Annotated in this window: 11 protein-coding genes and 1 pseudogene; 2 read left to right on the top strand and 10 right to left on the bottom strand. The window is 59.2% G+C overall.

Annotated elements, in window-relative coordinates:
* Positions 1-68: 68 nt before the first annotated feature.
* Positions 69-860 carry an alpha-hydroxy acid oxidase gene (locus BM300_RS02290; RefSeq protein WP_092344501.1) on the top strand — a complete coding sequence of 264 codons (792 nt, stop codon included), beginning with the start codon at positions 69-71 and terminating at the stop codon, positions 858-860.
* Here BM300_RS02290 and BM300_RS02285 read toward each other — a convergent pair.
* Positions 857-1,582, bottom strand: coding sequence for a hypothetical protein (locus tag BM300_RS02285; RefSeq protein WP_170862002.1), 726 nt, complete (start codon positions 1,580-1,582; stop codon positions 857-859). The two genes, BM300_RS02290 and BM300_RS02285, sit on opposite strands and share 4 nt — an antisense overlap.
* Positions 1,583-1,815: 233 nt before the next feature.
* A complete protein-coding gene (locus BM300_RS02280) occupies positions 1,816-3,000 on the bottom strand; it encodes an aldo/keto reductase (RefSeq protein WP_092461878.1) in 1,185 nt (394 codons plus the stop codon).
* Between the two features lie 185 nt (positions 3,001-3,185).
* On the opposite strand from BM300_RS02280, the pseudogene BM300_RS02275 reads away from it, so the two are divergent.
* Positions 3,186-4,151: pseudogene (locus BM300_RS02275) on the top strand (AraC family transcriptional regulator N-terminal domain-containing protein).
* A 37-nt stretch (positions 4,152-4,188) separates the two neighbouring features.
* Here the strand turns inward: BM300_RS02275 and BM300_RS29860 are convergent.
* The 8 genes from BM300_RS29860 to BM300_RS02240 form a co-directional block, all read right to left on the bottom strand.
* A complete protein-coding gene (locus BM300_RS29860) occupies positions 4,189-4,311 on the bottom strand; it encodes an OprD family outer membrane porin (protein ID WP_139197636.1) in 123 nt (40 codons plus the stop codon).
* A gap of 412 nt (positions 4,312-4,723) precedes the next feature.
* The gene (locus BM300_RS02270; protein ID WP_092461876.1) at positions 4,724-6,319 is read right to left on the bottom strand and encodes a gamma-glutamyltransferase family protein; all 1,596 of its coding nucleotides are present in this window, start codon (positions 6,317-6,319) and stop codon (positions 4,724-4,726) included.
* 24 nt (positions 6,320-6,343) lie between these two features.
* Positions 6,344-7,216: an ABC transporter permease gene (locus tag BM300_RS02265; RefSeq protein ID WP_092221637.1), complete on the bottom strand. Its 873-nt coding sequence runs from the start codon at positions 7,214-7,216 to the stop codon at positions 6,344-6,346.
* Complete coding sequence (locus BM300_RS02260; RefSeq protein ID WP_092461874.1) at positions 7,213-8,160, bottom strand: ABC transporter permease; 948 nt, start codon at positions 8,158-8,160, stop codon at positions 7,213-7,215. The genes BM300_RS02265 and BM300_RS02260 overlap by 4 nt, the downstream gene beginning before the upstream one ends.
* A 34-nt stretch (positions 8,161-8,194) precedes the next feature.
* Positions 8,195-9,697, bottom strand: coding sequence for an ABC transporter substrate-binding protein (locus BM300_RS02255; protein ID WP_092221641.1), 1,503 nt, complete (start codon positions 9,695-9,697; stop codon positions 8,195-8,197).
* Positions 9,694-10,812, bottom strand: coding sequence for an ABC transporter ATP-binding protein (locus BM300_RS02250; RefSeq protein WP_092461872.1), 1,119 nt, complete (start codon positions 10,810-10,812; stop codon positions 9,694-9,696). Before BM300_RS02250 ends, BM300_RS02255 begins: the two co-directional genes overlap by 4 nt.
* Positions 10,809-11,813 (bottom strand): ABC transporter ATP-binding protein, encoded by a 1,005-nt coding sequence (locus tag BM300_RS02245; protein WP_092221645.1) that lies wholly within the window; start codon positions 11,811-11,813, stop codon positions 10,809-10,811. Before BM300_RS02245 ends, BM300_RS02250 begins: the two co-directional genes overlap by 4 nt.
* Positions 11,810-12,547, bottom strand: coding sequence for a FadR/GntR family transcriptional regulator (locus tag BM300_RS02240; RefSeq protein WP_092142572.1), 738 nt, complete (start codon positions 12,545-12,547; stop codon positions 11,810-11,812). Before BM300_RS02240 ends, BM300_RS02245 begins: the two co-directional genes overlap by 4 nt.
* Positions 12,548-13,165 lie beyond the last annotated feature (618 nt).

Raw genomic sequence — 13,165 nt, 5'->3', positions numbered from 1 at the left:
CGCTGGCTCGATCACCGGGTAGGTTTCAGGTGGAGTGGCAGGCCTGTCGCTCGCGCTAGAGCTAAGCGATGCGCTCCACGCTGTCGAGATCCCGTCACCTCTCACTCGCTGACTTCGAAATCAGCGCTCGCAAGCTGCTGCCCAAACCGCTTTACGCCTGCGTGCAGGGCGGTGTCGAGGACAACCTGACGCTCCATGCCAATCTTCAAGTGTTCGACGACTATTTCCTGAGGCCCAATGTTTTGGTGGATGTATCAACCCGAGATATTTCCGTCGATCTGTTTGGTCATCGCTACAGCGCGCCGGTAGGCATCGCGCCTATGGGGATTGCCGCGCTGACTGGTTATCGGGGCGATCTGTCTCTGGCGCAGGCGGCAGCGGCGGCCAATGTGCCGTTCGTGATGAGTAGCTCCTCGCTGATACGCTTGGAAGAGGTGGTCGATGCCGCCCCCAATATCTGGTTTCAGGCCTACCTGCCCGGCGATACAGCACAAATTGCGCCGCTGATCGAGCGTGTGCGCAAGGCCGGTGTCAAGACCTTGGTCATTACGGTCGACACGCCAGTGAAGGCGAATAGGGAAAATAATGTGCGAGCAGGGTTCTCCACTCCTCTTCGGCCAAGCGTTGCGCTGGCTTACCAAGGGTTGACGCATCCGCGCTGGTTGTTTGGAACCTTCCTGCGCACGCTTGTGAAGCATGGAATGCCTCACTTCGAGAATAACTACGCGACACGCGGAGCGCCGGTCTTGTCTGCAAGCGTTGTGCGTGACTTCACTGACCGCGGCCACTTGAACTGGGAGCACGTACGCCAGATCCGCAAGCAGTGGTCCGGCGCTAGCATCATCGAACTAACGAATTAAAGTTCACCTAAATCGCCATCTGCCTTCCAGTGGGTTCTAACTTCTAACAACGGCTTCAGGAAGGTATAAAGTAAAATGGCTGCAAGCGCGGCGGCCACTATCAACGTAAGCCACATAATGACCAACAGAGAGAGTGTGACACTATTATTTAACTCACGAAAAATGCCGAAGGCAAAAGCCGTGTACCAAGACACACCCGAAACTGCACCGGAGGCGAGAAACAAGGCTGCTTTTTTGCGGGACACGCCAAAGAGCAGGGGCCGACTCATGTCGCGTAGTACTTCTGGCAACACAAACGCGTGAATGATGATTCCATTTAGGGTCAGGACGCTCACCACAATGACCTTCGCCCAGAGTTTAGGATTTTCAAACTTTCCCGGTGACTCTATCGCGTAAAGGGCAAGGAAACCAAGGCCTGAGAGCCACAGGAGGCATAGTCCAAGAGTGACCGCGTCGCTGATGAAGTGAAAAGTGCGTCCGATTTCAACGGGGAGGCTGCCCCTGCGCATCCAACGCAAAATCCAGAGGTCGAGCATCGTCGCCCCGCCGAGACCGAAGCACATGCCGAGCAGATGTATGCCTATAAGAACCGTCAGAACCTTTATCTGCGGGAATGGCTCAGGCAATGGAACGCTAAACGCAAGTGTGTCCGCGAATAAGTGACCACTGCTGGAGAACGCAAGTAGGCCGCCGACAATCATGAGAGACGTTCGTATGTTCATTTATTACGACCTTAGGCCCGCGTTCTTGTTTGAACGCGTGCGCAGTTTGTTTACTGGAGAATAAGGTCCTTTAATTCTCAACGTTATGGGTATAAGTGATTGCCGCGATAAATCTTTCAAACGTGCTTCGGTAAAGCTCTAGTAAGGCTGACTGCTATCTGCTTCGCTGAGGATGGGTTCAATGAGGCTAGCGACGATAGCCTCACATCAGCAGGTAGCACGGGCGTAGACCCTTAGGAAGGAACCGGTGCTTGAGCATCGATCAAGCTCTGGCTCTTCAGCTCTTCCCAAAAGGCTGCTGGGATACCGACCTTCATCGCCTGCACATTGGAAACGATCTGTCCCGGCGAGCGGGCACCTGGAATGATCGCAGACACTTGCGGATGTGCTGCCGCGAACTGCAGGGCGGCAGTATGAATGTCGATGCCATGTCGGCTGGCAACCGCCATGATTCGCGCGCGCTTTTCCACCGCTCCGGCAGGCAGATCCGGACTGAAGTTATAGCGGCTGCGTCCCCCCAGAAATCCATCGTTCAGTGGTGTTCCAACCACGGCGCTGGTTCCCTTCCTGCTCAACGCCGGAAAGGTGTTGCGCAACGCCTCGCCGTGGTCAAGGAGGGAATACTGGCAGGCAAGCAACACGATGTCGGGAGTCGGGTCATAACCGGCTACTGCCTGAACCACGGCATTCGGCGTATTGACTCCGAAGCCCCATGCCTTGATGAGCCCCTCATCGCGCATTTTTTCCAGCTCAACCATCGCCCCTGTGCGCGCAATTCGATACGCCGTTTCCCAACCGCCTTCCAGTTCGGTGTTATCTGGCGAGATGTCATGGATAAAGACGATATCGATACGCGGCAGCCCCAGCCGCTGCAGGCTGTCTTCCACGGAACGACGCGCGCCTGCCGCGGTGTAGTCATATCGGTAGTTGAAGGGCGCCGGCGACTTCCAGATAGCATGGTCCGCGCGCTGGCCACCAGCGGCCGTCAATATGCGGCCGACCTTGGTGGACACCACATAGTCGTCTGGATTCTTGCCGCGCAGGAAGCGGCCTAGACGATATTCACTCAAGCCAAACCCGTAGAATGGCGAGGTGTCGTAAAGCCTTACACCTGCCTCCCAAGCTGCCTGCAGAACCGAACCCGCCTGCTCGTCGCTGATCGGCGCAAAGATATTGCCGATCTGCGTCCCGCCCATGCCAAAGCGTTGAGGCGTCATGTACCTCATTGCATGCGAGGGTAAATTGACGGGCAGGTCTGCGCGCACGATCCGTCCTTCGGTACGCATCACGCTTCCAGGCTCCTTCAGCGAAGAGGGCACCGGGGCCGTAGCCAGCGAACTTGCGATGCTCGATGCGGGCAGCAAAGCGGCTGCAACAGTACCCACTGCCGAATAGGTAAGAAAATCTCGTCTGTCCATCCAACTTTCCTTTCGCGACCAAGGTTTCACGGGATCATCGAAGCCGGTACGCGTAAAAGTTAGAACAACGAGGGTTGGCCGGGTGACCCTAATGCGCCATATCTTTTGCACAATCCTGCCGATGCTCTTGTGCTGGTCACGCATTCTCAGCAGACTCGAACCTTCCGTAGATTGGGGGGCATGTGATGACGAGCGGTTCCTTCTCGCAGTTCGGTTTCAGCCGTGTGCATTCCCTGACCTTGCGCGATCCCGTGCAGTTCACCGAACGCTTCCAGGCGCTCCAACGGCTTATCGAAAAAGTCACCCTGCAGATTGGCTTGAACGAGGTTTGCGAAACGTCGATTCCAGGCTTGAGCTTTTATCGAATAGCCGAGCTAGGTACGCCCACGTACTGCATTTATGAGCCTTGCGTGGCCATCATTCTGCAGGGGGCGAAGGAGATCTCGTTCGGCGAGGAAGCCTGTGATTTCGGGCAAGGGGCGTTTTTCGTCACATCGGTCGATATTCCCACACTGGCTCGCGTTACCGCGGCTAACGAGCAAACGCCCTATTTATCCGTTGTGTTGAAGCTCGATTTTTCCCTGCTCAATGAGGTGATCCTGACCCTCGAACCGCCAAAGCAGGAAATGGCTACTGAGGCGCGGGGCTTCGTATCCGGGGTGGCGACGAGCGAGATGCTCGATGCGTTCGCTCGACTCGCCACGCTGATCGAACGGCCGCTTGAAGCAGGCTTGATGTCGGGCCTTATCAAGCGGGAGATATACGGCAGGCTGCTGCTCAGTGAAGCGGGGGATTTGTTGCGTAGCGTCACTCGCGATGGTTACCGGGATAAGGGCATCGTGAGAGCCGTTGAATGGCTAAAATATCACTACGATAAACCGTTGCAGGTGGCCGACCTCGCCGAACGATCAGGCATGGCCAGCTCCACGCTGCATCACCGCTTTCGCAAGCTGACAGGCACAAGCCCCATTTAGTATCAAAAATCGCTACGGCTGCAAGCCGCGCGTAGCCTGATGTTGACCGAGCGGATAGACGTGAGCACCGCCGCGTTGCGAGTAGGTTATGAAAGCGTCGCCCAATTCAGCCGCGAATATGCCCGGCGCTTTGGAGCGCCTCCCTCGAGAGACATCAAGCGCGCACGGGAAAAATGAAAGGAACCCGGAGGTGACTGCCCCCGGGCCTTTCGTCTTACAGGTTAATCGGGTACTGAGTGATGAACCTGACGTCGTCGACGTCGCCACTGAACGAGTTGCGATAGGTCACCTGGCGCAGGCGGAATGACAGGTTTTTCAACGGTCCGTTCTGGATCATGAAATCCGCTAAGTTGCCATGAACGGCGCGTACTGGCACGTTCGGGCATGTCGCGTCACAGCGCCTGAGCAAAGCATCTAGAGCACCCCATTAAGCATCATCGGTCCTCGGCCTCTGCGCCGAGGCTGTTCAAAAAGATCAGCAACCAACTCTCAGGCTGTATCGGAGATTTCGTACCGCTTAAGCATCGCGCGCTCCTGCTTTCTATGGGGGCGAACTCTACCGAATAGGGGGGGCAAGTGTTGCGACAGCGCCTTAAGGTGGTTAGCTGCAAGACCCAATGCAAGCTCGCCACAGTTCGGAGTCCCAGGCGAGAAAGCATGTTGGCAATAGCTTGCGGTGGGATGAGAGTTAGCGGTTTTAAGAGAATAATCCTACGCGCAACTAAGTTACGCGTAGGATCTTCGTACTTTCAGTACGCGGCCACCAGACCATCCTTCCGGGGATCAGTGCCACCCACATAACCATGAGTGGTGCGCTGGATAATCTGCGCGCCGCCAAAGGCGAATACGCCGTTAGGTTCTTCGACATCTATGTCGTGGCCTTTGGCACGTAAGGCTTCGACCACCTGTGGGTCGAATGCACGTTCCACTACGACTTTCAGGCCAGATTCGAGCCTCCAGCGCGGTGCGTCTGCGGCGGCTTGCGGGTTCTGTTTGTAGCGCAGGATGCGCATCATCATCTGCAAGTGACCCTGTGCCTGCATCGGGCCGCCCATCAGGCCGAAGGACATCAATGGCGTGCCGTCGGCGTTCATCACAAAGCCGGGGATGATGGTGTGGAACGGACGTTTGCGCGGTGTAACGTAGTTGACGTGCTGCGGATCCAAGGAGAAGCCCGCGCCACGGTTTTGCAGGCTGATGCCGGTGCCAGGCACCACGACACCTGAGCCGAAGCCCATGTAATTGGACTGGATGAACGAGATCATCATGCCGCTTTCATCGGCCGCCGACAGGTAAACGGTGCCGCCCGGTTTAGGCGAGCCATGCCCCGGATTGGCGGCCTTGTCGGTGACGAGACCGGCGCGCTCCATCAGGTAGGTTTTGTCCAGCAGATGCTCGGAAGGCACGCGCATGTGGTCGTTATCCGCCACGTGTTCGTTCAGGTCGGCAAGGGCCAGCTTCATGGCTTCCAACACTGGGTGCACGGTTTCCAGGCTGTCCACTGGGTGCTCGCCGATGCCCAATGCTTCGAGCATAATCAGGCCGGACAGGGTAGCGATGCCCTGGCCATTAGGTGGCAATTCATGAACCACGGCGCCGGCGTAGGGCACCGATAGGGTGTCGATCCAGTCCACAGTGTGGGTCGCCAGATCGTCGAGGCTCATGACGCTGCCATTGGCGTTGGCATGGGCGATGATGGCTTGGGCCAGTTCGCCGCGATAGAACGCTTCGCCTTTGGTTTGGGCGATCAGCTCCAGGGTGCGGGCGTGATCCTTGAGCCGGATTTTCTCCCCGGCCTGTGGTGCTTGGCCGTCGGGCAGGAAGCACTCGGCAAAACCCGGCTGATCCTTGAGCAGTTCAGCGCCGAGCTTCCACAGCCGGGCTATGATCGGGGTGACTTGGTAGCCATCCCGAGCATAGCCGATGGCCGGTTCAGCCAGGGTGGCGAAAGGCAGTTTTCCGTAACGCTCGGACAGCTCGACCCAGGCCGAAACCGCGCCTGGCACCGTCACCGCTGGCCAGCCGCGCTGGGGCATTTTGCTCTGCCCGGCGAAAAACTCAGGGGTCCAGGCTTGCGGTGCGCGACCGGAAGCATTCAGGCCCTGCAACTTGCTGCCGTCCCAGACGATAGCGAAAGCGTCGCTGCCGATCCCGCAACCGGTGGGCTCGACCACGGTCAGGACCATGGCGGCTGCGATGGCCGCGTCGACGGCGTTGCCGCCCTTGCGCAGCATGTCCAGCCCGGCCTGGGCGGCCAATGGCTGGGAGCAGGCGACCATGTTACTGCCCATCACTGGCGAGCGTGCCGAAGCGTAGGGTTGGCTGTAATCCAGATCATCAAACATTAGCGTTTCTCTTTGGCAGAAAAGTTAGCCCTTGGGGTCCAGCGCATCACGCAAACCATCCCCCAGCAGGTTGAAACACAGGACCGTGATGTAGATCGCCACGCCAGGCGCAATCGACATCCAGGGTGCCTGCTCCATAAAATTTTTCGCGGTGTTGAGCATCGATCCCCAGGAAGGTGAGGGCGGTTGCTGGCCCAGACCGAGGAACGACAGACTGGCTTCAGCCAGAATCGCCGAGGCGATGGTCAACGTGGCTTGCACAACCAATGGCGACATCACGTTGGGCAGCACGTAGCGCAGGATGATCCAGCGATCCTGCAAGCCAATGGCACGAGCACCTTCCAGGTAATCTTCGTGTTTGATGGTCAGCACCTGACCACGGGTCAGTCGGGCAAAGATCGGCATGGCTGACAGGCCGATAGCGATCATTGCGTTGGTCAGGCTCGGGCCGAGGAAGGCGCCCAGCGCAATCGCCAATACCAGAAACGGGCAGGACAACAGCGCTTCCATGACACGGGATATCACCGCGTCGAGTTTGCCGCCGAAATAACCGCCCAACAGGCCCAAAGGCACGCCGATGGCCATGGCGATGAACACCGAAACACCACCGGCCAGCAACGAACTGCGTGCGCCCCAGAGCAGACGGGAAAACAGATCGCGACCCAGTTCGTCAGTGCCCATCCAGTAGATCAGCGATGGTGCCTTGCGGACCGCGAGAAAGTTGGCTTTCAGCGGGTCATGGGGCGCAATCCAGGGCGCCAGCAAGGCCGCCAGGATAAACAGCAGCAACACCGCCGCGCCGAGTACCGCGCCTTTGTTGGCGAGGAATTTCTTCACGAACGGCGAGCGGCTGCGGGGTGCGATCACGCTAAGAGGGAGGCTGGAAATAGCGGTCATGAAGCAGTCCTCAGACGCGGATTAATCATCCGGTACAGCACGTCGGCGAGCAGGTTCAGCAGCAGGAAGCCAATTGCGATGCACAGCACCACGCCTTGCACCACGGCGTAATCACGATTGAACACGGCGTCGACAATCATCTTGCCGAAGCCAGGTATGCTGAAGACTTGCTCGGTCAGCACCGCGCCGCCGAGCAGTTCACCAAACAGCAGGGTTGTCAGGGTCACAATAGGCATCAATGCATTGCGCAGGGCATGCTTGAGGATCACCGTGCGCGGGCGCAGGCCCTTGGCCCGGGCGGTGCGCACGTAGTCGGTGCGCAACACTTCAAGCATGGCGCTGCGGGTATGGCGCATGAGAATCCCCGACAACCCTGCACCGAGCACGAAGGCCGGCAGGATCAAGGTCTTCAGGTTTTGCCCGAAGTCCTCGCCCATGGGCACGAAACCCGAGGCCGGCAGCCATTGCAGTTTCACGGCGAAGACCATGATCAGCAGGATCCCCAGCCAGAAGTGCGGAATCGAGATCCCCGACAGCGCGATGACATTGGCTCCGTAATCCACGACGGTGCCTTTGCGTACGGCCGAGATAATTCCAGTGGGAATGCCGATCAGCAGTGCGATCAACAAGGACAGCACCGCCAGCTCCACGGTCACCGGCAACTTGGACGCCAACAGCGTGGTCACCGGTTGTTCGGTGCGCAGCGAAGTGCCGAAGTCGCCGGTCAGCACATTGCCGACCCAGTTCAGGTACTGCACGGGGATCGGGTCGTTGAGCCGATACTTGTCGCGCAGGTATTCCATCACCGCCGGGTCGCGCTCTTCACCGGCCATGGCCAGCACCGGGTCACCCGGCAACAGTTTCTGCAGGGTGAAGACGAAGAGCGAAACCAGGATCAGTGTCGGGATCGCACTAAGCAGGCGTCGCAGGATAAACATCAGCATGCCGGACCCTCGTTTTTGCGGCGATCATTCACAGTCATGGCTTGAACGCGACGTTGTTCAGACGAATCAGGCCATCCGGGTTTGGCACGAAACCAGTCACGTTGTTACGCATGGCCATGATTCGCGGATCGAAATACAGGTACGCGGTCGGCACTTCGTCAGCCAGCAAACGCAGGGCTTCGTTGTACAGGGCCTGGCGCTGGGCAACATCGTTGACAGTGCGGGCCTTGTTCAACAGCTCGTCGAGTTTGGCGTTGCAGTATTTGCCGTCGTTCTGGCCGCCCTTGCAGGTCACGAACTGGTGAATGTCGCCATCCGGATCAGGACGGCCCGACCAGGCGCTCATGCCGATCTGGAAGTTGCCGCTTTGCTGTTCGCTCAGCATGGTGGCGTATTCAGTGGCAATCAGATTGACCTTGAAACCCGCTTCTTCAGCCATGGCCTGAATGATCTGCCCGACCTGTTGTGCGATAGGGTTGTTGGCGACTTTCAGGTCCACTGCCAGTGGCAGCTTCACGCCTGCTTCGGCCAGCAAGGCCTTGCTCTTTTCCACATCGCGGGTCGGGATCGGCAGATCCTTGTCGTAGTACGGGCTGTTTTTCGGAAACGGCTGGGCGCTCGGCGCATACAGGCCTTCGAACACCACCTGGTTGATCGCATCACGGTCGATGGACCGCTCGAATGCCTTGCGCACACGCTTGTCTTTGCCCATCGGCGAGTTGGCCTTTTCGCCGTTGTTAATGTTGAACATCAACTGCATGTAGCCAAGTCCTGGCGTGTTATAGACCGCCAGCTTGCTGTCCGCCTTGGCGGTTTTCACGTCGGTGGGGGCAACCCGTTCGATGATGTCCAGGTCGCCGGAACGCAGGTTGGCCAGACGCACCGAGGTGTCCGGAATCGGCAGGAAAATCACCTTGTCGAAGTGATAAGCCTGCTTGTTCCAGTAGTTGTCGAAGCGCTCCAGCACAATGCGATCCTGCTGCACGCGCTGGACGAATTTGTAAGGGCCGGAGCACACCGGTTTGGAGGCGAACTCACCCTGGGCGGCCTTCGGCGCAAGCATCATTCCGGCGCGGTCCGAGAGTTGGGAGACCAGGGTGGCGTCCGCTTGCTTGAGTTTGATGGCAACGGTTTTGGCGTCTATCACTTCAACGCTGTCCACCGAGGCCAGCTCGCTCTTGCGCAGGGAGTCGGGCAGGGTGCGAGCGCGGTCCAGGTTGAACTTCACCGAGGCAGCATCGAACGCTTCGCCGTCGTGGTAAGTCACGCCTTCGCGCAGAGTCATGGTCAGGGTCTTGCCGTCTTCGCTCCAGTTCCAGGCAGTGGCCAGTTGTGGGGCGTAGGTCAGGTCCGGGTTCACATCCACCAGCTTGTCGCACAGTGCGGTATAGACCAGACGGCCCGAATAGGTACGCGAACGATGCGGGTCGAGCCCATCAGGATCGTCCTGAATGCCGATGCGCAGGGTGGATTCGGCAAAGGCGGCGTTGGCGGCCAGCAATAACAAGGTTCCTGTCATGACGCGTGAAATTTTCATGGCTGGCTCTCCACTGCAAGGGATTGATGGTTCTTGAACAGATTCAGGCGCTGGGTGTAAGCAGCGCTGGGTGTCGGCAAAATCAGGGGGCCTGCACCGGCATTGGCGATTTCACGCCAGAAGTGGCACGCCACCTGACGCTCGGCCTCGACGGTTTCCATCACTGGCACCACTTCTTTGCACAGCGCCCGGGCGTGCGGGCAGCGGGTATGGAAGCGGCAACCCGATGGCGGGCGACTCGGGCTCGGCATGTCGCCGCCCAGCAATGGGCGCGGCCGGCGCAGGTCCGGGTGGCTGACCGGCACGGCGGCCATAAGCGCCTGGGTGTAAGGGTGCAGAGGGTTTTCAAACAGGCCGTTGACCGGCGCCAGTTCGACGATTTCCCCCAAGTACATCACGGCTACCCGGTCGCTCATGTGGCGGATCACGGCCAGGCCGTGGGCGACAATCACCAGGGTCAGACCGAATTGATGCTTGAGGTCTTCCAGCAGGTTGACGACTTGCGCCTGCACCGAAACGTCCAGCGCGGACACGGGTTCGTCGCCCAGAATCAAACGCGGGTCAGACGCCAGGGCCCTCGCAATGCCGATGCGCTGACGCTGGCCACCGGAGAACTCGTGAGGGTGGCGGCCGCCGTGCTCGGGCGCCAGGCCCACGGTGCGCAGCAACTCGGCGACTTTGGCCTGGCGGTCGCTGCGGCTGGCATCGCTGTGCAGCCAGATAGGCTCACCGACGATGGATTCCACAGTCATGCGCGGATTGAGCGAGGCAAACGGATCCTGAAAGATGATCTGCAAATTACGCCGCACCTGGCGCAGCTTCTCCGGGGTCAGATTGGCCAGGTTACGGCCTTCATAAATGACGTCGCCCGCCGTAGGTTTGAGCAGGTTGAGCAGCAGACGGCCGAGGGTTGATTTACCCGAGCCGGACTCGCCCACCAGCGCCAGGGTCTCCCCTTTGCGCACCGACAGATTGACCTGGTTGACCGCTTGCACCGGCGGCTTCTTGCGCTGGAACAAGCCGCTTTCCACCCCGAAGTGTTTGCTCAGGTCGATGCTTTCGAGAATGATCTCAGGGCTTGCACGCTCAACTATTTGGCGTTCAGAAAGGCTCACGCGCTGACTCCCATATGCTGCTCCAGTGGCGCACGAATGCACGCGGCGAAATGTCCGGGGGAGAGCTCAAGCAGCGGCGGGCGCGCCTCGCGACATGCCTGAATCACAAAAGGGCAGCGCCCGGCGAATCGGCAACCGGTGGGCATTTGCGCAGGCGTCGGGACGCGACCATTGATGGTTGCCAGACGACCTTCACGCGGGCCAATCGATGGCATCGAACCCATCAGGCCGATGGTGTACGGGTGCTGCGGGTCATCGAACAGGGTTTTTACCGGGCCGCTTTCCACCACTCGCCCGGCGTACATCACCATCACGTCGTCAGCGACCTCGGCGACCACGCCCAGATCATGGGTGATCAGGATCATGGCCGTGCCGGTTTCAGCCTGCAGATTGGCGATCAGCGACAGGATCTGCGCCTGAATGGTCACGTCCAGGGCGGTGGTGGGTTCGTCGGCAATGATCAGCGCCGGATCGTTGGCCAGGGCCATGGCAATCATTGCCCGCTGCCGCATGCCGCCGGACAGTTCATGGGGGTAGGCGTCCAGGCGTTGCGCGGCGTCAGGCACGCGGACCTTTTCGAGCATTTGCAGGGCGCGCTGACGGGCGTCCTTGGCCGACAGACCCTGATGGCGGATCACGCTTTCGGCGATCTGCTCGCCAATGGTGAAGACCGGGTTCAAGGAGGTCATGGGCTCCTGGAAAATCATCGCCATGCGGTTGCCGCGCACATCCAGCAAGCGCTCGTCGGGCATGCCCAACAAGGCTTCATCGAGCAGAGCGGACGTACGGGCGGCGATCTTGGCGGTGTCGGGCAGCAAGCCCATCAGCGCCATGGACGTAACGCTTTTACCACACCCGGACTCTCCGACGATGGCCAGGGTCTTGCCGCGCTGGACCGCGAACGAGACGCCGTCCACGACATTGGCGGGTGCGCCTGCAAAGCACACGGTCAAGTTGCTGACACTCAATACCGTGTCGGTGGCCTGAGTTGTGGTGCTCATAAACTTGCCTCCAGATCTTGATTGATGACGTTGTCCAGCGCCTGTTGCAGCGCGCGCAAATGGCCACGCATGGCCGTGGCGGCCTTGATCGGATCACGGTTTTCGATAGCGTCGACAATGTCGTTGTGGTCGTGGCTGTAGGCGTCGAGGCGGTCGGCGTTGCGAGCCCGCTGACGCAGGTCACGCCAGGCCGGGTCGAGCCGGATCGCATCGAGCATTTCAAAGATATCCAGCATCAGGCGGTTACCTGCGGCCTCGGCGATCCCGCGATGCAGGGCGCTGTCCCACAGCTCAATGCCCTCGGCATCGGCAGGCTCGGCGGCCTGTTGGTGTCTGGTGCGTTCGGCAAGGCGGCGCAAAATTGCTATCTGGTCGCCGTTGGCTCGAACCGCCGCCAGGGACGCCAGTGCAGGCTCCAGATGCAGGCGCGCTTCCATAACCTCGCTGAAGTTAGTCCGCCCGGACAACCGGGCAAAGCTCATGGCCGCACTGGGTGGAGTAGGGCCGACGAAGGTTCCTTTGCCCTGGCGCCGCCAGATCTGCCCTTCGGCTTCCAGCACCGCTAGCGCCCGCCGGATGGCCCGGCGACTGAGGCCAAAATCGGCGGCCAGGTCCCGCTCGGTCGGCAATGCCCGGTGCGGGAAGGCAGCATGTTGCGCAACCATCTGCCGCAAGGCATCCAGCGCTAGTTTCGAAGTGTTGTCGATGGGTGTGTCAGGGTCGAACCTTTGCATCGTGGTACTCGCGCCAGAGTATAAAAAACGGCTCCGAGCTGACTGTGGGCAGGAGATCGAGGCAAAAGGGTAAGTGCAAGCGTGATGCCAATTGAAATTGGTTCGCCTCGGGATTAGCGCTATGTGCTTAGCTATTACTCAGGAGCAGCGGCGGCGGGGGCCGATAAGCAAGGGTTCGTCGGGTTGGTTCAGGGGATTAAAGAGGATTGGTTCGTGGATCATTGAACCAATTTCCGCTGCTTATGCAGATTGTGCATCGATTCGTGCGTAGTGCGCCGGGGTGGTGCTTGGTATTGATCTGTTAATACCTAAACATAGACTTCGCAATGCAACTGTCCGCCATGCACGTCCCCTTTTAAGCTTTCACACAGTGCGCAAAAATTGTGCGAATGGGGATAGATCGACTTTAAACATCAACGTTTCCGGGGAATGCTCAGCCGCGAAGGTAAGGTTTGGCTCGACACAGCAACGGGCGACCACACCAGTGAACACCAAATTAGTAATGCCCACTCGGCCGCTTGGGTTGGCCGCGAAAGGGGTGCCAATGTCTGGCCGGTATCGGGCTTAAACGATCAACGCTCGCACTGATGAGCGATCAATACCTCTTGAGGCATCTGC

Source organism: Pseudomonas sp. NFACC46-3, assembly GCF_900114515.1.
Lineage (GTDB): Bacteria > Pseudomonadota > Gammaproteobacteria > Pseudomonadales > Pseudomonadaceae > Aquipseudomonas > Aquipseudomonas fluorescens_Q.
The sequence above is the reverse complement of the archived record's forward strand: the minus strand, read 5'-3'. Positions and strand labels throughout refer to the sequence as shown.